Source organism: Pseudomonas reactans (assembly GCF_013387025.1).
Classification (GTDB): domain Bacteria; phylum Pseudomonadota; class Gammaproteobacteria; order Pseudomonadales; family Pseudomonadaceae; genus Aquipseudomonas; species Aquipseudomonas reactans.
In genome coordinates, this window is the sequence record NZ_JACAQP010000019.1 from 64,303 (window position 1) to 89,890 (window position 25,588).

A 25,588-nucleotide genomic window follows, 5' to 3' on the forward strand; every position below is an offset into this window, starting at 1 on the left:
CTGTGGGAGCCGGGCTTGCCCGCGATGGCGGTGGTGACTGATACGCCGCTATCGCAGGCAAGCCAGCTCCCACAGGGGTTGGGTTAATACTTCATGACCTGGGTGTTAGTTAAATCGCGGACATAAAAAAACCGGCCTCTCAGCCGGTTTTTTTGTTTCAACGATTTAGAACGAAGCGTCCTTCAAACCATCGAGGTAACGCTCGGCATCCAGTGCCGCCATGCAACCGGCGCCAGCCGAGGTGATGGCCTGGCGGTAGACGTGGTCGGCCACGTCACCGGCAGCGAAGATACCTTCAATGTTGGTAGCAGTGGCGTTGCCTTCGCGACCGCCCTGCACCACCAGGTAACCGTCTTTGGCTTCCAGCACGCCTTCGAACAACGAAGTGTTCGGCGTGTGGCCGATGGCGATGAACACGCCGTCGACTTTCAGCTCGTCGAAGCTACCGTCGTTGTTCTTCAGGCGGGCACCGGTCACACCCATGTTGTCGCCCAGGACTTCGTCCAGGGTGGCGTTGAGCTTAAGGATGATCTTGCCTTCAGCCACACGGGCGTGCAGCTTGTCGATCAGGATCTTCTCGGCGCGGAAGGTCTCGCGGCGGTGAACCAGGGTCACGGTGCTGGCGATGTTGGCCAGGTACAGTGCTTCTTCCACCGCGGTGTTGCCGCCACCGACTACGGCGACTGGCTTGTTGCGGTAGAAGAAACCATCGCAGGTCGCGCAGGCGGAAACGCCCTTGCCCATGAACGCCTCTTCCGATGGCAGGCCCAGGTAGCGGGCGCTGGCGCCGGTGGCGATGATCAGCGCATCACAGGTGTACACGCCGCTGTCGCCGGTCAGGCTGTAAGGCTTCTTGGAGAAGTCGACCTGGTTGATGTGATCAAACACGATCTCGGTTTCGAAACGTTCAGCGTGTTCTTTCATGCGCTCCATCAGCACCGGGCCGGTCAGGCCGTGGACGTCGCCGGGCCAGTTGTCGACTTCGGTGGTGGTGGTCAGTTGACCACCCGCCTGCATGCCAGTGATCAGCAGCGGCTTGAGGTTGGCACGGGCAGCGTAGACCGCAGCGCTGTAACCGGCAGGGCCGGAACCCAGGATAATCACTCGCGAATGACGGGTATCAGACATGACTCACTCCTATCGACCGCCCGGACTACAAGGCGGCTGGAATAAAAAAGGGACCACGAAGCACTTGGGGAAGGCTTCAACTCGCAGACCCTGAAAAATAATGGGTGCAGCGTATCGAGGGGGGCAAGATTAAGGAAATACGGAATAACAATCCAGCTCATAGGTGGTCTCTATGCAGTCACCGCTGTTGATCAACACCTTTGTTACCACTGATGTCGCCGCTTTCGCCTGTTAAACAAAGCCGGTAAGGTCGGCGCGTTCGTCACTTTGTTCGGAGTTCTCCATGCCCGCCCCTGCTCTTTCCGGCCCGCAATACCTGCGTGAAGGCCTCAAACTGGTGTTGAGCCCCGGCCTGCGCCTGTTTGTGCTGCTGCCGCTGGCAATCAACCTGGTGCTGTTCGTCGGCTTGATCTATTTCGCCGGGCATCAGTTCAGCCTGTGGGTCGAGCATTTGATGCCGACGCTGCCGAGCTGGCTGGGTTTTCTGAATTACCTGCTCTGGCCTCTGTTTGTCGTGCTGGTGGTGCTGATGGTGTTTTTCACCTTCACCATGCTCGCCAACATTATCGCGGCGCCCTTTAACGGTTTTCTCTCGGAGAAAGTGGAAGTGGTGGTACGCGGCACCGATGACTTCCCTGCCTTCAGCTGGGGCGAGTTGATCGCCATGGTCCCGCGCACCCTGGCCCGGGAGATGCGCAAGCTGGGCTACTTCCTGCCACGGGCGATCGGCTTGTTTATCCTGTCGTTCATTCCGGTGGTCAACCTGATCGCCGCGCCGCTGTGGCTGTTGTTTGGCGTATGGATGATGGCGATCCAATACATCGACTACCCGGCCGACAACCACAAACTTGGCTGGAACGAGATGCTCGCCTGGCTGCGCCAGAAACGCTGGCAGAGCATGAGCTTCGGCGGGATCGTCTATCTGGTACTGCTGGTGCCGGTGGTCAACCTGTTGATGATGCCGGCAGCGGTGGCCGGCGCCACGTTGTTCTGGGTGCGCGAACAAGGTGCCGAGGCAATGGCACAGCCGCAAAAAGTGACCCGGTCATAAATCCATCATCTCGATGACACAATGACGACATGGCCCACGGCGACACTGTGGGTCATGACGACAGCCTCGCTTCACATCACCCTCATTACCGAAACCTTCCCGCCAGAGATCAACGGGGTGGCCAATACCCTTGGTCGCCTGTGCGAGGGTTTGCGCGCTCGCGGCCATCAAGTCGAGCTGGTGCGTCCACGCCAGGGTGTCGACCAGAGCCGCCCCAGCGACGACGCCTTGCTGCTTTGCCGTGGCTGGCCGCTGCCGGGTTATCCGGGCCTGCAATGGGGGCAGTCGTCGATGCACAAATTGCTGCGGCGCTGGACCCGCCAGCGCCCGGACGTGCTGTACATCGCGACGGAAGGACCATTGGGTCTGTCCGCCTTGCGCGCCGCGCGTCGCTTGGGGATCAGCGTGGTCAGCGGCTTTCACACCAACTTCCAGCAGTACTCCAACCAATATGGCATGAGCATGCTGAGCCGGATGGTCACTCACTATCTACGCTGGTTCCACAACCGTTCGACGCTGACCCTGGTACCCAGCGCCAGCCAGCGCCTGGAGCTGGAACGCAAGCATTTCGAACGTTTGGGGATGCTGGCGCGCGGGGTGGACAGCCAGTTGTTCCACCCGGCCAAACGCGACAATGCATTGCGGGAAAGTTGGGCGCTGAACAGTGAGCAAACCGCCGTGCTCTATGTGGGCCGGCTGGCCCAGGAGAAAAACCTGGGGCTACTCAAGCGCTGTTTCGAGACCTTGCAGGACACCTATCCATTGCGCCAGATGAAACTGATCATCGTCGGTGATGGCCCGCAACGGGCGACGATGGAGAAAGAGCTGCCGGAGGCGATTTTCTGCGGCACCTTGCGCGGTGAGGAACTGGCGCGGCACTACGCGTCAGGTGATGTGTTCCTGTTCCCCAGCCTGACCGAAACCTTCGGCAATGTGGTGCTGGAAGCGATGGCGTCGGGGTTGGGTGTGGTGGCCTACGATCAGGCAGCGGCGACCCAGCATATTCGCCATGGCTACAACGGCGTGCTGGCGATGCCCGGGGATGAGAACGCGTTTTGCGAGGCGGCCAATTGGCTGCTGGAGGATGCCGAAAGTTTGCGCCGTATGCGCCTGAATGCGCGTCAGCACGCGAGCCGCCAGGGTTGGCCGGCGATTATCGAACAGTTTGAGAGTCAATTACGGGGTGTATGCGGCGAAAATTTTTCGCTTCCTACACAGCCTTCCGTGCAATGACCCCCTAAGCCTTTCCTTACATTTAAGTCAGGAACTGCTTAATGCCAAAGACCAACTATTGATACCTGCTATCTGAGCAGGGCTTTCAATAATGGAGGTACGGTATATGTCAGTTTACGGAATGGGTGTACGCAATGGCGTCAATATGCCAAACGCCGAATGGACGCGTCAGCAACAATGGTTGGATAAATCTCGAGCAGAACCTCCTGTCTACGGCCAACCGGGGCATAAAGACCCGAACAAAACCGATCACACAAAAGAGCTGTACAAGGGCCCGCAGTATTAACGCCTAACGCCATAAAACTCCCTGTGTAATCACAGGGAGTTCAGCCACTCACACCAGAGTCGTCAACGCCTCACGACTGAACGGCAGGATGTCGCCCTCGCGGCCTTCGCGCACCTTCAACGCCCAATCCGGGTCGACCAGCAGCGCACGCCCTACCGCCACCAAGTCGAACTCATCGTTATTCAGGCGCTCCAGCAGCTTCTCGAGGCTGGCCGGTTGCGCGACCTTGTCGGTGTTGACCATGAATTGAAGGAACTCGCCGTCCAGGCCGACACTGCCCACAGTGATGGTCGGCTTGCCGGTGAGTTGGCGCGTCCAGCCGGCCAGGTTGAGGTCGGAACCTTCGAATTCAGGCTCCCAGAAACGGCGCGTGGAGCAGTGGAAAATATCCACACCCGCTTCAGACAACGGCTTGAGAAACTCGCCCAGCGCCTCGGGGGTTTGCACCAGACGCGCGGTGTAGTCCTGCTGCTTCCACTGAGAGAAGCGGAAGATGATCGGGAAGTCCGGGCCGACGGCGGCGCGGGTGGCCTGGATCAGTTCGATGGCAAAGCGCGAGCGGTTGGCCAGGCTGCCGCCGTATTCGTCGGTACGCTGGTTGCTGCCTTCCCAGAAGAACTGATCGACCAGATAGCCGTGGGCGCCGTGGATTTCAACGCCGTCCATGCCGATGCGCTGGGCGTCCTTGGCGGCTTGGGCGAAGGCGTTGATCACCGCCTTGATGTCTTGATGGGTCATGCCGTGCACGACCACGTTGCCATCCTTGAGTTTTTCCATCGGACCGTAGGCTGGCACGCTGGCATCCGGCTCGGTGCCGATGCGACGAACGCTGCCCACATGCCACAGCTGCGGGACGATCTTGCCGCCTTCGGCATGTACCGCGTCGACGACTTTCTTCCAGCCCGCCAGGGCGGCCTCACCGTAGAAATGCGGGACGTTGGGGTAACCGTTGGAGGCCTGGTGGCCGACCACGGTGCCTTCGGTGATGATCAGGCCCACGCCGGCAGCGGCGCGGCGACGGTAGTATTCGATAACCTTGGAGTTGGGTACGCCGCCTGGGGAGAACGAACGGGTCATCGGTGCCATGACCACACGGGTGGACAGTTGCAGAGCACCGAGCTGGAAGGGTTTGAACAAGGCTTGGACAGGCATGAGTGTACTCCACGTAAGGCGGGTTTATGACGTGGATAATATGGGGCTCGTGCAGGGCTGAACAGCACTATTGATCTGAGTGATTAAAGGGTAAAAGCGCCTTGATCACTGTAGGAGCGAGCTTGCTCACGAAAATCGCCAACGACAACGCGGGACATTCTGGGCGAACGTAGCGCTCTCAGGTTTTTCGCGAGCAAGCTCGCTCCTACAAGGGGAAGGGTTCAGCTCAGGGCTTTTTCGATGGCCTGGACGATCGTCGGATCATCCGGTGCAGTACGCGGGGAAAAGCGTGCGAGCACCCGCCCATCCTTGCCCAGCAGGAACTTCTCGAAATTCCAGGTGATGTCCCCAGGAAACTCGGCACCCTCGCCCGCCAGCAAGCGGTACAACTGATGACGATCAGGCCCGTTGACCTCAAGTTTGCTGCCCAGCGGGAAGCTCACCCCGTAATTCAGGCTACAGAACTCCTGGATTTCTTCCTCGGTGCCCGGTTCCTGACCGGCAAACTGATTGCACGGCAGGCCAAGCACGGTAAATCCCTGGTCCTTGTACTGCTGGTAGAGGTTCTCCAGCGCGGCGTATTGCGGGGTCAAACCACATTTGGAGGCCACGTTGACCACCAGCACAACTTGCCCCTTGAAGGGCGCCAGCGGCAGCTCTTGTCCGTCCAAAGCTTTGAGTTTCAGGTCGTGGAAAGCACTCATGACGAACTCCAGATATCCCATATTCTTCGCATTGCGGCACGTCGAGATTACAACCCGCAAGCCTGCAATCATAGACGCCGATTGCAAAACCCGCCCGCGGGTTACTGAGCGGTAGGCCAGGGCAAAATCGGAATGGCGGTCACGGCGTTTTGCGGGCTACCTTCGATCAGGCGGTCGCTGTACACCAGGTAAACCAAGGTGTTGCGCTTCTTGTCGAGGAAGCGCACCACCTGCATGGTCTTGAACACCAACGAGGTGCGCTCCTTGAACACTTCGTCGCCGTCCTTGAGCTCGCCCTTGAAGCGGATCGGGCCGACCTGACGGCAGGCAATCGAAGCTTCGGCGCGGTCTTCGGCCAGGCCAAGGCCGCCTTTGACACCGCCGGTCTTGGCGCGGGACAGATAGCAGGTTACACCGTCGACCTTGGGGTCATCGAAGGCTTCAACCACGATCCGGTCGTTGGGGCCGACAAACTTGAACACTGTCGACACCTGGCCGATTTCTTCAGCAGAGGCCAACAGTGGCATGGCCAACAGCAGGCCGAGCAATCCCTTCATGACACGCATGGTGTATTCCTTTGGTTAAACCAGGATCAGGTTATCGCGGTGAACCAGCTCTGGTTCGGCCATGTAACCTAGTAGTCCGACAATCGCATCGGAGGATTGTCCAATGATTTTCTGGGCTTCGAGGGCGCTGTAGTTGGCCAGGCCGCGAGCGATCTCACGACCGTCCGGCGCCACGCACACCACCATCTCGCCCCGGCGGAAGCTGCCCTGCACCAACTTGACGCCGACCGGCAGCAGGCTCTTGTTGCCTTGGGACAACGCCGATACGGCGCCATCGTCCAGCACCAGGGTGCCACGGGTTTGTAGATGACCGGCCAGCCATTGTTTGCGCGCCGCCAGCATGCCGCGTTCCGGCGACAACAGCGTACCGATGCGCTCGCCCGCCTTGAGCCGGTCCAGCACGCGCTCGATGCGCCCGCCAATGATGATGGTGTGGGCGCCGGAACGCGCCGCCAGGCGTGCTGCACGCAGCTTGGTCTGCATGCCGCCGCGGCCTAGGGCGCCGCCGACACTGCCGGCCACGGCGTCCAACGCCGGGTCATCGGCGCGAGCTTCGTAGATCAGCTGGGCTTCGGGGTTGTTGCGCGGGTCGGCGTCGAACATGCCGTCGCGGTCGGTGAGGATCACCAGCAGGTCGGCTTCCACCAGGTTGGCCACCAGGGCGGCCAAGGTGTCGTTGTCGCCAAAGCGGATTTCGTCGGTGACTACGGTGTCGTTTTCGTTGATCACCGGGATGACTTTCAGCTCCACCAGCGCACGCAAGGTGCTGCGGGCATTGAGGTAGCGCTTGCGGTCGGACAGGTCGTCGTGGGTCAGCAAGATCTGCGCCGTGTGTCGGCCGTGCTCGGCAAAGCTGGATTCCCAGGCTTGCACCAGGCCCATCTGGCCGATGGCGGCGGCGGCTTGCAGTTCGTGCATCGCGCTGGGTCGCGCGGTCCAGCCGAGGCGGCTCATCCCGGCGGCAACCGCCCCGGACGATACCAGCACCAATTCAACACCGGCCTCATGCAAGGCCACCATCTGCTCGACCCAGACGCTCATGGCTGCGCGATCCAGCCCCTTGCCATCCGCCGTCAGCAACGCACTGCCGATCTTCACGACCCAGCGCTGCGCACCTGTCACTTTGCTCCGCATCATCTTCAACCTTAGATTGAGGGCTGCGCGACCCAGCGCGGCCCATAACGTTAAACCCGGATACTAAAACGCCGCTCTAACAGGAGCGGCGTTCAAGTTTATCGCAACGAATCAGTCACGCACGTAAATGATTTCAGGACCGTCTTCATCATCCACGTCTTCTTCGTCCCAATCATCGTCACCGATGTCATGGACCGACTTCACGCCGCTGCGGCGCAGGGCACGCTGGTCGTCCAGGGCTTGCAGCTGGGCACGGGCTTCGTCTTCGATCTGTTGATCGAGCTCAGCCAGTTCGGCCTTGAACACCGGGTCGGCCGCCAGGCGGTCGGCGCGGTCTTCGAGGTAGCGCATGATGTCGCGGGTCAGGCGCTCGGTGCCTTCTTTGGCGATGGCCGAGATCACGTAGACCGGACCTTCCCACTCCAGGCGGTCAACGATTTCCTTGACGCGCTCTTCGTGCTCTTCTTCCAGGATCTGGTCGCACTTGTTCAGCACCAACCAGCGATCACGCTCGGCCAGGGCCGGGCTGAACTTGGTCAGTTCGCTGACGATCACTTCGGCGGCGTCCGGTGCGCTGGTGTCATCCAGCGGCGCCATGTCGACGAGGTGCAGCAGCAAACGGGTACGCGACAAGTGCTTGAGGAAGCGAATCCCCAAGCCAGCGCCATCGGAGGCACCTTCGATCAAGCCGGGAATGTCGGCGATCACAAAGCTTTTCCAACGGTCGACGCTGACCACACCGAGGTTTGGCACCAGGGTGGTGAACGGGTAGTCGGCGACTTTCGGCTTGGCGGCCGACACCGAGCGAATGAAGGTACTTTTACCAGCGTTCGGCAGGCCCAGCAGGCCCACATCAGCGAGTACTTTCATTTCCAGCTTGAGGTCACGCTGCTCGCCCGGCTTGCCTGGCGTGGTCTGGCGTGGCGCACGGTTGGTACTGGACTTGAATCGGGTGTTACCCAGGCCGTGCCAGCCGCCCTGCACAACCATCAGCTTCTGGCCAGCCTTGGTCAGGTCGCCGATCACTTCCTGGGTCGCAGAATCGATAATCGTGGTACCGACCGGTACGCGCAGTACCAGGTCTTCGCCTTTCTTACCGGTGCAGTCGGTGCTGCCGCCGTTGGAGCCACGCTCGGCATCGAAGTGCCGGGTGTAACGGTAGTCGACCAGGGTGTTGAGGTTTTCGTCGGCCATCATGTAGATGGAACCGCCGTCACCGCCGTCACCGCCGTTGGGGCCACCGTTTTCGATGAATTTTTCGCGACGGAAACTCATGCAACCGTTACCGCCGTCGCCTGCTTTTACTCGGATGGAAACTTCATCAACGAACTTCATAACAAAACGCCTCTCGCCGCACGGACGAGCTTAAGAAACCAAGACATAAGACTCTTGCAAAAATGAGCGCAGCGACCTCAATCAGCGACCGCAGAACCAGCGCCTGAGCCCATTACAAACAGCTTTGCAAGAGACTCACCCCACAAACGAAAAAGCCCCGTCGCAAGACAGGGCTTTTCCAGCGATCTCGCAATTAAGCTGCGACAACGCTCACGTAACGGCGGTTGAACGCGCCTTTTACTTCAAACTTGATCACGCCTTCGATTTTCGCGAAGAGGGTGTGATCTTTACCCATGCCTACACCGTAACCGGCGTGGAATTGGGTGCCGCGCTGACGCACGATGATGTTGCCCGGAATGATTTTCTGGCCGCCATACATCTTCACGCCAAGGCGTTTGGCTTCTGAGTCGCGACCGTTACGGGTACTACCACCAGCTTTTTTGTGTGCCATGAGTCAATTCTCCTAGTGAGGAATTAGGCTGAAATTAAGCCTGAATACCGGTGATTTTGATCTCGGTGTACCACTGGCGGTGGCCCATACGCTTCATGTGGTGCTTACGACGACGGAACTTGATGATGCGGACTTTATCGTGACGACCTTGGGAGATCACTTCAGCCACAACGGTAGCGCCAGCAACAACTGGAGCGCCGATGTTCACGTCATCGCCATTGGCGACCAACAGAACGCGATCAAAAGTAACGGATTCGCCGGTAGCGACTTCCAGTTTTTCGATCTTCAGGTATTCACCTGGGGCGACTTTGTATTGCTTGCCACCAGTAACAATTACTGCGTACGACATGGTATTTCTCCGATAATCCTGCTCACCCAGCGCTTTATAAGAAGAGGTATTGGCTGGCATGGCTGCATGGGATGGACGTCCCGAATGCAATTGCGTAAGGCAGGTGCTGCCCAGGAAGTTCAGGGTGCGCGATTGTACGCAAGGTAAAGAGGTGTTGCAAGGGGCCGTCTATCGCGCCTTGACACTGGGGGGCCTGGGTCCTAGCATGCCGCGCAACCCTTCTGGAGCGACTGTCGCTGATGCAACCCCAAGCTTTCTACCGCGCGGTCGCGGACGATTTTAGCGCCGTCGACGGCATCATCAAGCAGCAGCTGACGTCTAAAGTGCCGCTGGTCTCCAAAATTGGCGACTATATTACGTCGGCGGGCGGTAAGCGCCTGCGTCCTTTATTAGTGCTGCTGTGCGGCAAGGCCCTGGGTCGCGAAGGCGATGACCTGCGCCTGCTGGCGGCCACGATCGAATTCCTGCACACCGCCACCCTGCTGCATGACGACGTCGTCGACATGTCCGGCATGCGCCGTGGCCGTGAGACCGCCAATGCCATGTGGGGCAACGCCCCTAGTGTGCTGGTGGGCGACTTCCTGTACTCGCGCTCGTTCGAAATGATGGTTGAACTCGGCTCGATGCCGGTGATGAAGATTCTTTCACAGGCCACCCGCATCATCGCCGAAGGCGAAGTGCTGCAGTTGTCGAAGGTCCGTGACGCCAGCACCACCGAAGAAACCTACATGGAAGTGATTCGCGGCAAAACTGCGATGCTCTTCGAAGCCTCCACCCACAGCGCCGCTGCGCTGTGTGGCGCAACGGCCGAGCAGGCCGAGGCCTTGCGCACCTTTGGTGATCACCTGGGCGTAGCGTTCCAACTGGTCGACGACCTGCTCGACTACAAGGGCGACGCTGAAACCCTGGGCAAGAACGTCGGTGATGACCTGGCCGAAGGCAAGCCAACCCTGCCACTGATCTACACCATGCGCGAAGGCACGCCGGAACAGGCCGCCCTGGTGCGCAAGGCGATCCAGAAAGGCGGGATCGAAGACCTGGAGGCCATCCGCGCCGCCGTGGAAGCTTCGGGTTCGCTGGAGTACACCGCCCAACTGGCGCGTGACTACGTGGCCCGTGCAATCAAATGCCTGGAAGCCCTTCCCGCCAGCGAATACCGCGACGCCCTGGTCGAGCTGAGTGAGTTCGCGGTCGCGCGTACTCACTAAAACACGGCCTATGTGGGAGGGCCCCCTCCCACATTTAGATTTCATCCAACCTGTAAGACTGCAAAACCCTATATAATGTGCGCCCTTTAGCCATCCTGACTCTCAAGGAGCCTTAGTGAGCACGTTGCCACCCTGCCCGAAATGCAATTCCGAATACACCTACGAAGACGGCGCCCAGCTGATCTGCCCGGAATGCGCCCATGAGTGGTCCGTCAATGGCGAGGCCGAAACGGCCAGCGATGACGCCGTGAAAAAAGACTCCGTCGGCAATGTGCTGCAGGACGGCGACACCATCACCGTGATCAAGGACCTCAAGGTCAAGGGCACTTCCCTGGTCGTGAAGGTCGGCACCAAGGTCAAGAACATCCGCCTGTGCGACGGCGACCACGATATCGACTGCAAGATCGACGGTATCGGCCCGATGAAGCTCAAGTCCGAGTTCGTGCGTAAAGTCTGAATATGCTCCATTCCATCCCGCGCCCGCCGCGGGATGGCGTTTTGCCCTCTTGTTTGATCCCGCGCAATATCCACACAGAAAAAACCACAAACCGCCAATAGGCACTTGCTATTCTATGAATAAGAATTATTCTCATTGAAACCCATCAAGGAGATGAGACCCATGACTTATTTGATAGATGCCTGGCTGGACCGCCCACACCCTTACCTGCGGATCCTGCATCGGGAAACCGGTGAAGTCTGTGCGGTACTGGAAGAGGAAGCGCTGAATGAACTGCAGGACCAGGGCGACCTGGATGTGAATGGCCTGAGTTCCAGTGAGCCCGGAGTTTTGAAGGAAGTGGTGCGCAACCTGTTTCTGTTCTGCTATGCCCGAGCGTTGCGCCCGGCGACGGAACTGAATGGCAAGTTCCATCCATGAGCGACCACGCAAAACTTGTGGATGTGGGCTTTATGTGGGAGCGGGCTTGCTCGCGAAAGCGGAGTGTCAGCTACAGATAAGCAGACTGATCCACCGCATTCGCGAGCAAGCCCGCTCCCACACAAGCCCAGCACCCACAGGTAATCGGCAGGTCTTACAGAACGTCGAGCAGCTCGACGTCGAACACCAAAACGCTGTGCGGCGGGATGCTGCCAACGCCTTGAGCGCCGTAAGCCAGTTCGCTCGGCACGTACAGGCGCCATTTGCTGCCGGCATTCATCAGTTGCAGGGCTTCGGTCCAGCCGGCGATCACGCCGCCCACCGGGAATTCTGCAGGCTGGCCGCGCTCGTAGGAGCTGTCGAACACAGTGCCGTCAATCAGGGTACCGTGGTAGTGAGTGCGCACTTGGTCTTCACGGGTCGGCTTGGCGCCGTCACCTGCGGTCAACACTTCGAATTGCAGGCCGGAGGCCAGAGTGGTGATGCCATCGCGCTTGGCGTTTTCAGCCAGGAAAGCCAGGCCAGCGCCAGCAGCCGCTTCAGCCTTGGCAGCCGCTTCGGCTTGCATGACTTCGCGGATCACTTTGAAGCTGGCGGCCATTTGCTCTTGATCCACACGGCTTGGCTGGCCGGCGAAAGCGTCGGTCAGGCCAGCCAGGATCGCGTCCAGGCTCACGCCCGGTGGCGGGTTGTCGCGCAGTTGGTCGCCCAACTGACGGCCGATACCGTAGCTGACGCGGGTTTCGTCGGTGGACAGATTAACTTCGGACATGAAGAGGCTCCGCTGTAGGACAACACGGTTTCCCGCGCAATCCAGAACTAAAAGGGCCCGCAGACTAGCACACAAGACCGGCCTCTGATCAGCCCCCCGCCCCGTCTACCACAGTGCCAGCTCGTAAGTCAGGTAGAGCCGATAGTTGTCGCGGTCACTGGCATAGGTCGAGCGATAGGTTGCCTTGCGCACCTCCACCCCCAGGCCTTTGAGGGTGCTGCCCTGGATCACGTAACGCAGATTGGTGTCCGATTCCCACTCCCGCGCCTCGCGCCCCTTGTAATCACCGTTTTCGCCTTTGTAATAACGGGTCATGAAACTCAGGCCTGGGAGTACTGCGGCAAAATCATAGTCGTAGCGCAGCATCCAAGTTTGCTCACCCGCTTGGATGAATTTGCCTACACCTGCATTACTGAAGGAATACACCGTCGAGACACTGGCATAAGGCAGTGCTGTGTCGCCGCTGACCTTCTGGTAACCCACGCCCAGCGCCTGTGCACCCAAGCGGTAGGTAAACAGACCGCTGAACATGTCACTGTCCACAACCCCATTGCGTGCTTCCCCCGCGTCGCTGCTGATGAAGTAGCGCAGGTCACTGGTCAACGTGCCACTGCCCAGCGGTTGCTTATGCACAAGACCGAAAAACTGCTGGCGATAGAACTCGCGCATTTCGCCGTAGTACCAAGTGCCACTGAGTGTCGGCGTGAAGGCGTACGTTGCACCGGCAAAATCAAAGTCACTGCCCTTTTTGCCGCTGTAGCCCTGGGGATAGATATCCACACTGTCGGTGGAGTTACGCTGCTTGAATTTATCCAAGTGCCCGACATGCAGGTACAAATTCTGAATACCCTTGTACTCCACTTGGGTGCCTTGGAAAGTCTGCGGCAACAGGCGGCCATCGTTGTGCACCAACACTGGAATCTTCGGCAGCAGCGTGCCGGTTTTCACCTCCGCCTCACCCCAGCGTAACTTGGCGGTAACACCCAAGCTGGAGAACTCACTGGCAGCGTGACCGTCATCGTGTACAGGCAACAAGCCTGTCCCGGCATGGGTCGGGCTGGAGTCGAGGCGTAGCCCCGCCAACCCCAGGGCATCCAGGCCAAACCCCACAGTGCCTTCGGTGTATCCCGATTGAAGGTTGAGCAGAAAACCCTGCGCCCACTCCTTACGGTCTTCGCCGCCATCCCGATAACCGTCGTTGAAGTAGAAATTGCGCAAGGTCAGGCGCCCATGGGAATCCTCCCAAAACCCCTGGGCCATCAGCGTTGGCGACACGCTCGCCAACAACCCCGCACAGACCACTCCTCCCCTCGTGAAAAGCTCACGCATTACGTTTCCCTCAATGCCGTATTGTCGATTTTTTATGGGCAGTTGCACCGTGCGACAGGCTGGACGCGATGTCGCATTGGGGCGGACACTAACGGCTCCTCCACAGCCCCACAACGTTATGCGAGATGCGCATCAGGCTATGCGTGAAGCAGTGCGCGCCCTCGCCACGGACAGGAAAAACACGGTGAATCTCAAGCAACTCGAAGCCTTCAAAGCGATCATGGCCACCGGTTCGACCATCGGCGCAGCGACGCGTATGGGCCTCTCGCAATCGGCGGTCAGCCGCTTGCTTAGCCAACTGGAGGACACGTTGGGTTTCGCGTTGTTTCTGCGTAAAAAAGGCCGCCTGATGGCTACGCCGGAAGCCGAGGAATTGCTGACCGAGGTCGCCGGGCTGGTGGACGGCATGCAGCGTATCCAGCGCCTGGCCGATGAAATGCGTATAGGTCGCTCGCGCAAGAGCCTGCTCAAGGTCGGGGTGCCCACCAGCATGACCCAGGAACTGTTGCCGCAGATCGTCGCAGAGTTTCTCAAGCACCATGAAGACACCGTCGTCGAGTTGCTGACCGGCTCCTACGACATGATCGAGCGCGCCGTGCTGGACCGTTCCGCCGACCTGGGCTTTGTGCGCCTGCCCACCGAAATCCCGGACTTTGACATCGAGCCAGTACTGCAAACCGAAGGCGTGTGTGTCATGCCGGCCGATCACCCATTGACCCGGCATGCGTGTATCGACGTGCAGCACCTGCGTGACGTTCCGCTGGTGATGCTGGGCCGGCAACGGGCGCTGCGGGCGGAGCTGAACCAGGTTTTTCGCGCCGCCAACCTTACCCCCCAGGTACGGGTAGAGGTGCATTCGGTAGGCGCCGCCTGCAGCTTTGTCGCCGAAGGCCTCGGGGTATCGATCGTCAATGGGTTGCTGGCCAGTCACTTCCGACACTTGCCGATTGTCACCCGTCCCTTTCACCCTGTGCTGCCATACACATTCGGCCTGGCCTTTCGCGCCAATGAGCCTAGGTCACAGGTCGTGATCGCGTTTGCCGAGCACCTCAAGCAGCGCTTGGCTGCACAAAACGCATAGCCCAACCCACCGCACGCATAACGTTGTCGCCGTAAAAACTTTGCCCTAGTGTCCGCCCCACAAGCGTCCCCCCCCTACAACAACAACGGCGCACGCCGGGGCTACCAGCATGAGCGAATCGCAGAGCATTCCTACCCACGCGGCGGTGGACAAAACCACGCAACGCAAACAGATCAACCCCGCCATCATCCTGCTGAGCATCGTTTTGCTCGCTATCGCGTTCACCTACGCGGTGAACTCAGGCCAGTTCCAACGCCAGAATGGCTTGGTGGTGCCGGGCTCCTACCAAGTGCTGGAGAAACACGACTCACTTGGCCAGCTATTCGCCCTGGAACCGCGCAAAGCCGGCGACACCGTGGCCCGCCCGGTATCGCTGGTAGAAGGCTTCATGGCGATTCCCCAAGGCATCGAGAAACGTGCGGCGCTGATTTTCATGGTGCTGTTCATTGGTGGCATGTTCGGTGTGCTGAACAAGGCCGGCGTGATCGATGCAGGGTTGGAACGCTTGCTGGGGCTGACTCGCGGCAATATCTACGTGCTGGTGCCGAGCCTGATGCTGGTGTTTTCTGCCGGCAGTACCTTCATGGGCTTGGCCAAGGAATTTATCCTGATTGTGCCGCTGATGGTCGCCATGGCCAATCGGCTGGGGCTGTCGAACCTGATCGGGCTGGCCATCGTCACCATCTCGGTGAAGATCGGCTACCTGGCGTCGATCTCTAATCCGGTGGCATTGTCGGTGGCCCAGCCGATGGTCGGGCTGCCGATTTTCAGTGGTTTGAGCATGCGCGTGCTGGCCTACGGGACCTTTCTGTTGGTGGGGATTGCCTTTGTGCTGTGGAGCATCCGCCGGCACGGTTTTGATGCCAGCGCGCAGATCACATTCGAACGCAAACCCTTGCCCATGCGCCACCTGATCAACCTGAGCGTGCTGCTGACGGGCATCGGTTTCCTGGTGTACGCCTCCAACCGCTGGGGCTGGAAATACCATGAGCTGTCGGCGTTCTACCTGTTGCTGACCGTGGCCTTCAGCGTCATCGCCGGGCTGGGCGCAAGCGTCGCCGCGAGTGCCTTTGTCGACGGCATGAAGAAAGTGCTGATTGCCGGTGTGCTGATCGGTTTGGCCACGGCGGTAGAAATCATCCTCAGCACCGGCCAGGTATTGGACACCATCGTCAACAGCCTGGCCAACCTGGTCGGTGACCACGGCCCGATCGTTTCGGCGTACGGCATGTTCTTCGCGCAACTGGGGTTGGACGTACTGATCCCCTCCACGTCCGGCCAGGCCGCCGTGACCATGCCGATCTTCGGCCCGTTGGGCCAACTCTCCGGCGTGAGCCCGCAAACCACCGTATTTGCCTTTCTGATGGGCAACGGCCTGACCAACATGATCACCCCGACCTCCAGCGGCTTGCTGGTGTTACTGGCCACCGCCAATGTCGGCTGGGGTCAATGGGCGCGCTTCATCCTGCCGTTGTTCTTGATCTATGCCGTGCTGGCCATGGTGTTATTGGCCATTGCGGTCACCAGCGGGTACTGAACCGATGAGCGTTTTCCAAGGAAATGTTTTAGCCATGCAAACCCTGTACGACCAAATGATCCCGATGCGCGACGGCGTCCGGTTGGCCACCGACATCTACTTACCAGCCACCGGTGAAGGTCCCTTTCCCGTGGTGATCGAACGCACGCCCTACGACAAGTGCAAACCTTCGCGCTCGGAAAAACAGCTCGACGGCCAGCACCTCTCACGGGAGCAGATGGCCGCACGGTTTACCGCGCAAGGGTTTGTCGCGATCTTCCAGGACTGCCGTGGGCGCTATGCCTCCGAAGGCGTGTTCACCAAATACATCGCCGAGGGCGAGGATGGTTTCGACACCCTGGCCTGGATCGTCCGCCAGCCCTGGTGCAACGGCAAGATCGGCAGCATGGGCCTGTCCTACGCAGCCCACACACAGTTGGCGATGGCCTGCCTGCACCCGCCTGGGTTGAGCAGCATGGTGCTGGACAGCGGCGGTTTCGCCAACGCTTACCAATGCGGGATTCGCCAGGGCGGTGCCTTCGAACTCAAGCAGGCCACCTGGGCTTTTCGCCAGGCCAAGGAAAGCCCCACGGCCCTGGCCAATCCCGCTATTCGCGAAGCGCTGGAGCAGGAGGATATTCATCAGTGGTTTACGCGCATGCCGTGGCAGCCCGGCCAGTCGCCCTTGCGCCATGTGCCGGAATACGAAGCCTATCTGCTGGAGCAGTGGGCCCAAGGCGATTTCAGTGAGTACTGGCAGAAGGTCGGCCTGTACGCCGAAGGCCATTACCCGCAACTGCCTGATATTCCGGTGCTGTTCATGTCCAGTTGGTACGACGCTTATGTCAGTTCAACCCTGGCCAACTACCGCGCCTTCAACCAGAACGGTACCGCGCCCCAGCGGTTGGTCATGGGCCCATGGCTGCATGGCGATCGCAATATCAGCCACAGCGGCGATGTGGAATTCGGGCCTGACGCCGCATTCGATGGCCAGGTCGATGAAGACTGGCTGAGCTGTCGCCTGGCCTGGTTCGAACAATCCCTCAAGCCATCGCCTCATGCGCAGGCGCGCGTGCAGGTGTTTCTGATGGGCGGAGGCAGCGGCACGCGCGACCACAACGGCCGCCTGCAACACGGCGGACGCTGGATTCAGTCGGCACAATGGCCCTTGCCGGGCAGCCAGGCAATGACCCTGTACCTAAATGCACAGGGCCAATTGAGCCGTACCGCACCGGACGAACCAGACGCCCATTTGAGTTACCTTGCCGACCCCGCCAACCCAGTCCCGACCCTCGGCGGCGCACTGACTTCCGGCGGTCCGGTTTTTGTGGGCGGTGCTTTCGACCAACGCGAACGTGCCGATTTTTTTGGCACCCAAGGTGACAATAGCGCCCTGTCCCAGCGTGAAGACGTACTGAGTTTTCAAACGCCCCCCCTCGACGACGACCTGATCGTCGCGGGTGACGTGCAGATCGAACTGTGGATCGACAGTGACGCGCCCGACACCGACTTCACCGCCAAACTGGTGGACGTGTACCCGCCCAGCGCCGATTACCCCGACGGTTTTGCGATGAACATCACCGACGGCATCCGCCGCTGCCGCTATCGCGACGACTGGGAGCAACCCACGCCTCTCACGCCGGGTGAACGGGTCAAGGTGCTGATCGAACCCTTTGCCACGTGCAATCAATTCAAGCGTGGCCATCGACTGCGCCTGGACATCGCCAGCAGCAACTTCCCACGCTTTGACGTCAACCCCAACAGCGGCGAACCCTCAGGCCAGGCCCGCCAGCCCCAGATCGCGCGAAATACCGTGCATCTGAGCCGCGATGCGGCCTCCTGCCTCAGGCTGACGGTGGTGCCCACCGCCCACTTACCGGTCTGACGAACACTGATACCGGTCGCCATGGCTGCACGGCCTTGGCGACCCTTCGTCGCCCCACAGAACAAAAGCATTTCAGATTCACGCCATGCCGCCGATATACCGCTACACCTTGGCTGGCTCAAACAACAATACCGTCCAGCAGACAGACATCACTTTTGCGGAGCATTCGATGAATAGCTGGTTCGGCAACATCAGCGTCAACCTCAAACTGGGCCTGGGCTTCGGCCTGGTACTGGTCCTCACCTCGATCCTGGCCCTCACCGGCTGGACCAGCCTGGGCGGCCTGATCGACCGCAGCAACTGGATGAGCGACATCACCCAGCTGAATGCGTCGCTGACCAAACTACGCATCGTGCGCCTGCAATATATGCTCGCCAATGGCGACGAAGCCGTGGCCCAGAACGTACAAACCAACCTGGATGCCTTCGCTGCCCAGCAACAGAAACTGCTGGACAGCTTCAAGAGCCCGGAAAACCTCAAGCTGCTCAACGAGCAGAAATCCATCATCACCGCTTACCAACAGTCACTGAACAAAATGCGCGAGGCCTACCGCAACGGCAACGCTTCGCGCCAAGTGATGGGCGACAAGGCGGATATCGCCAATGCACAGATCAACGCATTGGAAACCAGCGTGAAGCAAATGCCTGACAGCTCGGAGCACCTGGCTCAGTTCCAGGCGGTGGCCGATGCCAAGATGCAATTCCAGTTGGCCCGCTATGAAGTGCGTGGCTACACCGGCAACGTCAGCCCGGAAACCGAAGCCCGCGCTGCCGCACAGATTGAAAAAGCCATCGCCGGCTTGAAAGACCTTAGCGCCGCCTTTGGCGCCAGCCAGCAAAGCGCGCTGACCGCATTGGAAACCGCCCTGGGCGCCTATCGCAGCGCTGTGCAGAACTACAAGGCCGCCAACGCCAACATCGTCACCGCCCGTGCCGAAATGACCACCCAGGGCGCTGATATCGTCACGATCAGCGACAAGCTGTATGAAATCCAGCTGACCCGTCGCGACGCCGAAAGCGCCCAGGCCCGCAGCCTGCAACTGATCAGCACCTTGCTGGCGTTGCTGGTGGGCGTCATTGCCGCATGGGTTATCACCCGCCAGATCACCCGCCCGATCCAGGAAACCCTGGCGGTGGTGGAGCGCATTGCCTCCGGCGACTTGAGCCACAACATTCAGGTCACTCGTCGCGATGAGTTGGGCGTGCTGCAACAAGGCATCCAGCGCATGGGCACCACCTTGCGCGAATTGATCAGCGGTATTCGTGACGGCGTGACACAGATCGCCAGCGCCGCCGAAGAACTGTCGGCCGTGACCGAGCAGACCAGTGCCGGTGTAAACAGTCAGAAAATCGAGACCGACCAGGTCGCCACGGCGATGCACGAAATGACTGCCACCGTGCAGGAAGTGGCGCGCAACGCAGAGCAGGCTTCCCTGGCCGCCGCCGATGCCGACGGCCAAGCCCGCGCAGGCGACAAGGTGGTGGCTGAAGCCATCGCCCAGATCGAGCGTCTGGCCGCTGAAGTGGCACGTTCCACTGACGCCATGACCCACCTGCAGCAAGAGAGCAACAAGATCGGCAGCGTGATGGACGTGATCAAGGCCGTCGCGGAACAGACCAACCTGCTGGCGCTCAATGCCGCGATCGAAGCAGCGCGGGCGGGTGAAGCCGGGCGTGGGTTTGCCGTAGTGGCTGACGAAGTACGCGGCCTCGCACAGCGCACGCAAAAATCCACCGAGGAAATCGAAGGCCTGGTCGCCGGTTTGCAGAACGGCACCCAACAAGTGGCCAACGTGATGAACAACAGCCGCAGCCTCACTGACAGCAGTGTCGAGCTGACGCGCAAGGCCGGTGTGTCACTGGAGAACATCACCCGGACGGTGTCGAATATCCAGTCGATGAACCAGCAGATCGCCGCCGCCGCCGAGCAGCAGAGCGCCGTGGCTGAAGAAATCAGCCGCAGCATTGTGAATGTGCGGGATGTGTCGGAGCAGACCGCTACGGCGAGTGATGAGACGGCCAAGTCGAGCGTTGAATTGGCGCGATTGGGTAGCCAGTTGCAGCAGATGGTCAGCCATTTCCGGGTGTAAGAAACCAAAAAGCCGCCTTGGTATACACCGAGGCGGCTCCACTTCTCAGACTTTAACGGTCATCGAAGCTGTCCCGCAGGAACTTCCAGACGTGATAAGCACGCAGGCAGTTCACTACGAGGTTCCACGTACGTCGTGCAAACTTAGACATACTCGGCCCTCCCTAGGTTGGGCCTTACCTCCAGCGCACTTACCGGAACACGTGAGCCTTTGGACGCGGGTCATCGCATCTTTGAGGCGGCCGGGCTAGTGGGCATCTCGCATGAATCCGGCACGGATTACTAGCCCGTGGCGATCAGTCCAAAAATTCGCGCGCGCGTACCCGGCTCACCTAAAAGCAACCAACGCAGAACGGGGTGAAGCCTAACCAAAATCCGCCAAGAAGGTGTGACAGACAGTGGTTAAACACCCGGTATTTGTTTCGAAGATCTATTGCAAACTTTTGCAGCGGAAATCGACAAAATGAAATGCTCAAGATCATCAGTGCCGACCATCGCCTAACCTTGCGCGATAAATTGACTGGCGGTAGTATCCGCCTGCGGGTCAACGCATCTTTGAGATCGCACCCCCAGCCACTAACTGGGTTTGCAAAAAAAAACCGCCCTACTAAGGCGGTTTTTTATTGCCTGCAATTTACCCCTCAGCCCTCGCCTTCCTCAACTAACACCACCCGATTCCCAAACGGATCCTTGATGCTCATCTCCCGCGAGCCCCAAGGCGTTTCCTCAACCTCTGGCTTGGCGTACCGGTAATCCTTGCCAATCAATTGCTGCTGGTAGGCGTCCACACCCGGAGCCTGAATCCGCACCGCTGCGCCTGGAGATGCGTCACCATGATGCTCGGTCAGATGCAACACACACTCGCCCAGCGAAACCTGCAAATACAGCGGAAAATTCGCCTCGAAACGATGCTGCCAATCCACCTTGAACCCCAAAAAGTCGACGTAGAATTCCAGCGCCTTGACCTCGTCGAAAATCCGCAGGATGGGGATGACTTTTCCTAAGTGCATGGCAACCGCTCCGTTTAAATGAGCGCCCACTATAGAGGCGAAAAACCCCGACGCAAATCCCCGCTGCGCGCCAGGAACCGACCCGACCGCTGACCGTTCGCCTGCCCATCGCTGTAGCTCAGCACGCCGTTGACCCACACCCCATCAATGCCTTCCGCCGCGCGCTGCGGTTCCTTGAAGTCCGCCACATCGCGTACGCGCAACGGGTCGAACAGCACCAGGTCGGCCCAATGCCCTTCACGAATTTCACCGCGCTCAGCCAAACCAAACCGCGCCGCCGACAACCCTGTCATCTTGTGCACGGCGGTGTGCAGTGGGAACAACCCCACATCCCGGCTGAAATGCCCCAGCACCCGTGGAAACGCCCCCCACAAACGCGGATGTGGGAACGGATCTTCCGGCAGCCCATCCGAGCCGACCATCGACAACGGATGCGCCAGGATCCGTCGCACATCCGCCTCATCCATCCCGTAATACACCGCGCCTGCCGGTTGTAGCCGACGGGCTGCGTCCATCAACGAAACATCCCACTCAGCGGCAATATCCTGCAAATCACGCCCGCCCACTTCCGGGTGTGGCGTCGACCAGGTGATGGTGATCCGAAACGCGTCGGTCACCTGCTTGAGGTCCAGGGTCGAAGAACTCGCCGCATAGGGATAGCAGTCACAGCCCACCGGATGGGTTTTCGCCGCCAGTTCCAGCGATGCCAACAGCTGCGGACTACGCCCCCAGTTACCGGCGCCGGCACATTTGAGGTGGGAAATGATCACCGGCGCCTTGGCATGCCGGCCGATCAGGAACGCCTCGTCCATCGCCTCCAGCACCGGTTCGAACTCACTGCGCAAATGGGTGGTGTACACCGCACCGAACGCGGTGAGTTCTTCAGTGAGTTGTAGCACCTCGTCGGTCGAGGCATTGAACGCACTGGCGTAGGCCAGGCCTGTGGATAAGCCGAGGGCACCGGCTGCGAGGCTCTCTTGCAGTTGCACGCGCATGGCGGCGATTTCATCCGATGAAGCGGTGCGATGCAGGTCGTCCATATGGTTGCTGCGCAGCGCCGTATGGCCGATCAACGCGGCGACGTTGACCGCTGGATGAGCCTCTTCGACCGCCGCTCGATAGTCGCTGAAACGCGGATAAACAAACGCCGAAGCACTGCCCAACAGGTTCATCGGGTCCGGCGGATCACTGCGCAACGTCACCGGCGACGCACTGATACCACAGTTGCCGACAATCACCGTGGTCACACCCTGGCTGAGCTTGGGCAGCATCTGCGGCTGGCGAATCACCACGGTGTCATCGTGGGTGTGCACGTCGATAAACCCCGGCGCCAACACGCGTCCGTTCGCCTCGATTTCATGCTCGGCCGTCGCGGCCGACAGATCACCAATCGTCTCGATGCGCCCGTCGCGCAGCCCCACATCGGCCACATAGCCGGGGGTGTTGCTGCCATCAATGATCAGCGCCTGGCGGATCAGCGTGTCGTACTTCATATCAGTCTCCAAGCGGCAGGCTGTCGGGGCCGCCGCGATAATCGTCCAGGGCCAGCTTGATCCGGCGCAGGCGTTCCTGGTTGTCGTCCGGCAGGGCCAAGGCCAGCTCGGTGGCGAGCAGGTCGATGGCCAGCAGCATTCCGTAGCGCGCCGCGGTGGGCTTGTAGATAAAACTGGTTTCGGCCGGTTGCAGTGGTAGCAGCACATCGGCCAACTGCGCCAAGGGCGAATCCGCCAGGGTGATGGCGACGATGCGCGCGTCGTAGTTGCGTGCCAGGGTCACTACGTCGAGCAGCTCAGGGGTGAGGCCGGTCAGGGAGCACACAATCAGCGCATGCTCGGGCCCCAGCGTCGCCGCCGTGACGCGCATCATCACCGGGTCGTGGCAAGCGGCAATCGGATAACCCAGGCGCACCAGACGCACCTGCAACTCATCGCTGCACAGGCTCGAAGGGCCGCCCATGCCGAACGCATGGATCATCCGCGCCTTGCCCAGCAGGCTCACTGCATCGACGAAACTCGCCTGGTTGAACCCCGACAAGTGCTGGCGCAAGGTCGCCTCGATATCCCCCAGGATCTGCCGATGAAACGCCGACTGCTCCGGCAACCCCGCAGGGTCGAGGAAGCGGCTGCCGACGCCACTGGCCTGGGCCAATTGCAGGCGCAAATCCCGCAGATCCCGACACCCTACGCTGCGTGCAAAGCGTGACAAGGTGGCCGTACTGACCTCGGCCCGTTGGGACAATTCTTCAAGGCTGGCTGACGCGGCGAAGCCCACGTCATCGAGCATCAGCTTGGCGATACGCCCTTCGCCGGCGCTGAAGGAGTCCTGGCGGGCGCGGATCTGGTAGAGGATGTCCATGGGGGCTCCGGGTTACAAGATGCAGGACAGACCATACGTAAGACCGAAGGCGACCACCGATATCAGAGTCTCCAGTACGGTCCAGGTCTTGAAGGTCTGGATCACCGTCATATTGAAGTATTCCTTGATCAGCCAGAAGCCGCCGTCGTTCACGTGGGAAAAGATCACCGAACCCGCGCCGGTGGCCAACACCAGCAATTCAGGGTGTGGATAACCCAGGCCCATGGCAACCGGCGCTACCACGCCGGACGCGGTGGTCATGGCGACGGTGGCTGAGCCCGTGGCAATACGCATCAGCGCCGCAAACAACCAGCCCATCACCAGCGGCGACAGATGGAAAGCATGGGCCAGGCCGAGAATTTCGTTGGTCACCCCCGCATCCACCAGAATGCGATTCAAACCGCCGCCCGCGCCCACCAACAAAGTGATGCTCGCGGTCGGCGCCAGGCACTCATTGGTGAACTTGAGGATCGATTCGCGGTTGAAGCCCTGCGCAATACCCAAGGTCCAGAAGCTCACCAAGGTCGCCACCAGCAGCGCGATCACCGAGTTACCGATAAACAGCAGGAACTGATTGAAACCGGTGCCCGGCGTGGAAATCACGTTGGCCCAACCGCCGATCATCATCAGCACCACCGGCAACAGGATGGTGCCCATGGTCAGCGCAAAACTCGGCAAGCGGGTACGCGGTTCGCGGTCGATGAACTGGCGTTCCAGTGGGTTTTCCGCCGGCAGATGAATACGCGGCACGATGAATTTGGCGTAGACGGGACCTGCGATGATTGCCGTCGGGATACCAATCAGGATGGCGTAGAGCACGGTCTGCCCCACCGACGCGTTGTACGCCAGCACTGCCATCATCGCCGCCGGGTGCGGCGGCACCAGCGCATGCACCACCGACAAGCCGGCGACCATCGGCAAACCGACCATCAGGATCGACACGCCCACCCGCCGCGCCACGGTAAAGGCAATCGGCACCAGCAGCACAAAACCGACCTCGAAAAACAGCGGCAACCCCACCAGGAAGGCGATGCACACCATCGCCCAGTGCGCGTTGCGCTCGCCAAAGCGGTTGATCAACGTGCGTGCCACCTGCTCGGCGCCGCCGGACTCGGCCATCATCTTGCCGAGCATGGTGCCCAGCGCCACCACCAGGGCGATATGCCCCAAGGTCTTGCCGACGCCCGCTTCATACGAGCCCATGATGGTGTCTGCCGGCATCCCGGCCATCAGCGCCAGGCCAATGGACACCAGGGTGATGACGATAAACGGGTTGAGCCGGTAACGTGCAATCAGCACGATCAAAGCAATGATGGCGATGGCAGCGTATGCCAATAGCCCGAAGCCCGGTGATGCGGCCATGCGGTACTCCTCGGAAAGGGTCACGTCGAATTGGTTGTGAAACTCATAAATCATTACCGAAGATTATTTTCAATTTTTATGAAAGTAATTTTCGCTCACAGGCAAGCGCTGTCGCGTTGGGATATGCCCGACAGGTGTGCATGAAAATTCAAGGGGTGTTCTTACATGAAGATCAGAGGATGCCGGAAACTCAAACGCCGCCATCGAGTCATAGAATGCGCCTCCCCTCATGCCCAGGAAAATCGACCATGATTCGCACCTCCCTCGCCGTCAGCGCTTTGTTTCTCGCCCTGTGCGGCACTGCGTCGGCCGCCGATAACGCGGCGTTGAAAAAATGCATGGACAGCGCCAACACGACCGCGGACATGGTCAATTGCAACGCCAAGGAAGCCAAGGTGCAGGACACGCGACTGAACAAGGCCTACAAGACCGCCCTCGCCGCCCAGGAAGGTGCACGCAAGCAGCAACTGCAAGACGTGCAGCGCCTGTGGATAAAATACCGTGATGCCAATTGCGGCTTCGCCGGCTCCGCGACCGGCGGCACCATCGACCAGGTCAACGGCTCCGCCTGCCTGCTGGACATGACCCAGACCCGCGCCCAGGAGTTGGAAGACCTCGTCGGGCCGTAAGGAATGGCCCCCTCCCCCTGTAGGAGCGAGCTTGCTCGCGAAAATCGTCAACGATAACGCGGGTGACCTGAGTGCATGCGGCGCACT

24 protein-coding genes and 1 pseudogene are annotated in these 25,588 nt (G+C 60.0%); 11 read left to right on the forward strand and 14 right to left on the reverse strand.

The window, feature by feature from the left end; all coding sequences use genetic code 11:
* Positions 1–165 precede the first annotated feature (165 nt).
* Positions 166–1,128: a thioredoxin-disulfide reductase gene (trxB, locus tag HX793_RS20170; RefSeq protein WP_010206474.1), complete on the reverse strand. Its 963-nt coding sequence runs from the start codon at positions 1,126–1,128 to the stop codon at positions 166–168.
* Positions 1,129–1,411: 283 nt separating this feature from the next.
* On the opposite strand from trxB, the gene cysZ reads away from it, so the two are divergent.
* Both cysZ and HX793_RS20180 read left to right on the forward strand, forming a co-directional pair.
* Complete coding sequence (gene cysZ / locus HX793_RS20175; RefSeq protein ID WP_016976181.1) at positions 1,412–2,179, forward strand: sulfate transporter CysZ; 768 nt, start codon at positions 1,412–1,414, stop codon at positions 2,177–2,179.
* Positions 2,180–2,233: 54 nt separating this feature from the next.
* Positions 2,234–3,412, forward strand: coding sequence for a glycosyltransferase family 4 protein (locus tag HX793_RS20180; RefSeq protein ID WP_177059969.1), 1,179 nt, complete (start codon positions 2,234–2,236; stop codon positions 3,410–3,412).
* A 334-nt stretch (positions 3,413–3,746) separates the two neighbouring features.
* Here HX793_RS20180 and HX793_RS20185 read toward each other — a convergent pair whose 3' ends face one another.
* The 7 genes from HX793_RS20185 to rplU all read right to left on the reverse strand — a co-directional run bounded on the left by HX793_RS20185 (position 3,747) and on the right by rplU (position 9,389).
* Positions 3,747–4,850 (reverse strand): NADH:flavin oxidoreductase, encoded by a 1,104-nt coding sequence (locus HX793_RS20185; RefSeq protein WP_177096875.1) that lies wholly within the window; start codon positions 4,848–4,850, stop codon positions 3,747–3,749.
* A 221-nt stretch (positions 4,851–5,071) separates the two neighbouring features.
* The gene (locus HX793_RS20190; protein WP_016976184.1) at positions 5,072–5,554 is read right to left on the reverse strand and encodes a glutathione peroxidase; all 483 of its coding nucleotides are present in this window, start codon (positions 5,552–5,554) and stop codon (positions 5,072–5,074) included.
* 101 nt (positions 5,555–5,655) lie between these two features.
* Positions 5,656–6,120 (reverse strand): CreA family protein, encoded by a 465-nt coding sequence (locus HX793_RS20195; RefSeq protein ID WP_015885841.1) that lies wholly within the window; start codon positions 6,118–6,120, stop codon positions 5,656–5,658.
* A 15-nt stretch (positions 6,121–6,135) separates the two neighbouring features.
* Positions 6,136–7,254: a glutamate 5-kinase gene (gene proB, locus HX793_RS20200; protein ID WP_025999729.1), complete on the reverse strand. Its 1,119-nt coding sequence runs from the start codon at positions 7,252–7,254 to the stop codon at positions 6,136–6,138.
* 111 nt (positions 7,255–7,365) lie between these two features.
* On the reverse strand, positions 7,366–8,589 hold the full coding sequence (gene cgtA / locus HX793_RS20205) for an Obg family GTPase CgtA (RefSeq protein WP_016976186.1): 1,224 nt from the start codon (positions 8,587–8,589) through the stop codon (positions 7,366–7,368).
* Between the two features lie 193 nt (positions 8,590–8,782).
* Positions 8,783–9,040, reverse strand: a complete 258-nt coding sequence (gene rpmA / locus HX793_RS20210) for a 50S ribosomal protein L27 (protein ID WP_003176049.1) — start codon at positions 9,038–9,040, stop codon at positions 8,783–8,785.
* A 34-nt stretch (positions 9,041–9,074) separates the two neighbouring features.
* Positions 9,075–9,389 (reverse strand): 50S ribosomal protein L21, encoded by a 315-nt coding sequence (gene rplU, locus HX793_RS20215; RefSeq protein ID WP_007950961.1) that lies wholly within the window; start codon positions 9,387–9,389, stop codon positions 9,075–9,077.
* A gap of 239 nt (positions 9,390–9,628) precedes the next feature.
* On the opposite strand from rplU, the gene HX793_RS20220 reads away from it, so the two are divergent.
* The 3 genes from HX793_RS20220 to HX793_RS20230 all read left to right on the forward strand — a co-directional run bounded on the left by HX793_RS20220 (position 9,629) and on the right by HX793_RS20230 (position 11,474).
* The gene (locus HX793_RS20220) at positions 9,629–10,597 is read left to right on the forward strand and encodes a polyprenyl synthetase family protein (RefSeq protein WP_057724030.1); all 969 of its coding nucleotides are present in this window, start codon (positions 9,629–9,631) and stop codon (positions 10,595–10,597) included.
* 115 nt (positions 10,598–10,712) lie between these two features.
* Positions 10,713–11,054: a zinc ribbon domain-containing protein YjdM gene (locus HX793_RS20225; RefSeq protein ID WP_177059909.1), complete on the forward strand. Its 342-nt coding sequence runs from the start codon at positions 10,713–10,715 to the stop codon at positions 11,052–11,054.
* A 162-nt stretch (positions 11,055–11,216) separates the two neighbouring features.
* A complete protein-coding gene (locus tag HX793_RS20230; protein ID WP_003194088.1) occupies positions 11,217–11,474 on the forward strand; it encodes a PA4570 family protein in 258 nt (85 codons plus the stop codon).
* Between the two features lie 154 nt (positions 11,475–11,628).
* Here HX793_RS20230 and bamJ read toward each other — a convergent pair whose 3' ends face one another.
* Positions 11,629–12,246: a BamJ family beta-barrel-assembly machinery protein gene (gene bamJ, locus HX793_RS20235; protein ID WP_016976188.1), complete on the reverse strand. Its 618-nt coding sequence runs from the start codon at positions 12,244–12,246 to the stop codon at positions 11,629–11,631.
* 105 nt (positions 12,247–12,351) lie between these two features.
* Positions 12,352–13,575: an OprD family porin gene (locus tag HX793_RS20240; protein WP_177096873.1), complete on the reverse strand. Its 1,224-nt coding sequence runs from the start codon at positions 13,573–13,575 to the stop codon at positions 12,352–12,354.
* A 184-nt stretch (positions 13,576–13,759) separates the two neighbouring features.
* Here HX793_RS20240 and HX793_RS20245 point away from each other — a divergent pair, with 184 nt between their 5' ends.
* From HX793_RS20245 to HX793_RS32045, 5 genes and pseudogenes are all read left to right on the forward strand, one after another.
* Positions 13,760–14,656 (forward strand): LysR family transcriptional regulator, encoded by an 897-nt coding sequence (locus HX793_RS20245; protein WP_177096871.1) that lies wholly within the window; start codon positions 13,760–13,762, stop codon positions 14,654–14,656.
* 109 nt (positions 14,657–14,765) lie between these two features.
* Positions 14,766–16,193 (forward strand): YfcC family protein, encoded by a 1,428-nt coding sequence (locus tag HX793_RS20250; protein ID WP_177052290.1) that lies wholly within the window; start codon positions 14,766–14,768, stop codon positions 16,191–16,193.
* A 34-nt stretch (positions 16,194–16,227) separates the two neighbouring features.
* Entirely contained in the window at positions 16,228–18,057 is a 1,830-nt protein-coding gene (locus HX793_RS20255; protein ID WP_177096868.1) for a CocE/NonD family hydrolase, read from the forward strand.
* A gap of 304 nt (positions 18,058–18,361) precedes the next feature.
* Positions 18,362–19,291 (forward strand): annotated as a pseudogene (locus HX793_RS32040) (methyl-accepting chemotaxis protein); the annotation flags it as partial.
* Entirely contained in the window at positions 19,283–20,146 is an 864-nt protein-coding gene (locus HX793_RS32045) for a methyl-accepting chemotaxis protein (RefSeq protein WP_370636473.1), read from the forward strand. The pseudogene HX793_RS32040 and the gene HX793_RS32045, both read left to right, overlap by 9 nt.
* 640 nt (positions 20,147–20,786) lie before the next feature.
* Here the strand turns inward: HX793_RS32045 and HX793_RS20265 are convergent.
* Genes HX793_RS20265 through HX793_RS20280 form a run of 4 tightly spaced genes read right to left on the reverse strand, consistent with a single transcriptional unit; the run spans position 20,787 to position 24,872 of the window.
* Positions 20,787–21,155, reverse strand: a complete 369-nt coding sequence (locus tag HX793_RS20265) for a glyoxalase superfamily protein (protein ID WP_177096867.1) — start codon at positions 21,153–21,155, stop codon at positions 20,787–20,789.
* 29 nt (positions 21,156–21,184) lie between these two features.
* Positions 21,185–22,648, reverse strand: coding sequence for an N-acyl-D-amino-acid deacylase family protein (locus HX793_RS20270; RefSeq protein ID WP_177052293.1), 1,464 nt, complete (start codon positions 22,646–22,648; stop codon positions 21,185–21,187).
* 1 nt (position 22,649) lies between these two features.
* Positions 22,650–23,510: a MurR/RpiR family transcriptional regulator gene (locus HX793_RS20275; RefSeq protein ID WP_177096865.1), complete on the reverse strand. Its 861-nt coding sequence runs from the start codon at positions 23,508–23,510 to the stop codon at positions 22,650–22,652.
* 12 nt (positions 23,511–23,522) lie between these two features.
* Entirely contained in the window at positions 23,523–24,872 is a 1,350-nt protein-coding gene (locus HX793_RS20280; RefSeq protein WP_038842258.1) for a GntT/GntP/DsdX family permease, read from the reverse strand.
* Positions 24,873–25,120: 248 nt separating this feature from the next.
* On the opposite strand from HX793_RS20280, the gene HX793_RS20285 reads away from it, so the two are divergent.
* Positions 25,121–25,501, forward strand: coding sequence for a lysozyme inhibitor LprI family protein (locus tag HX793_RS20285; protein ID WP_016976197.1), 381 nt, complete (start codon positions 25,121–25,123; stop codon positions 25,499–25,501).
* The last annotated feature ends 87 nt before the right edge of the window (positions 25,502–25,588 follow it).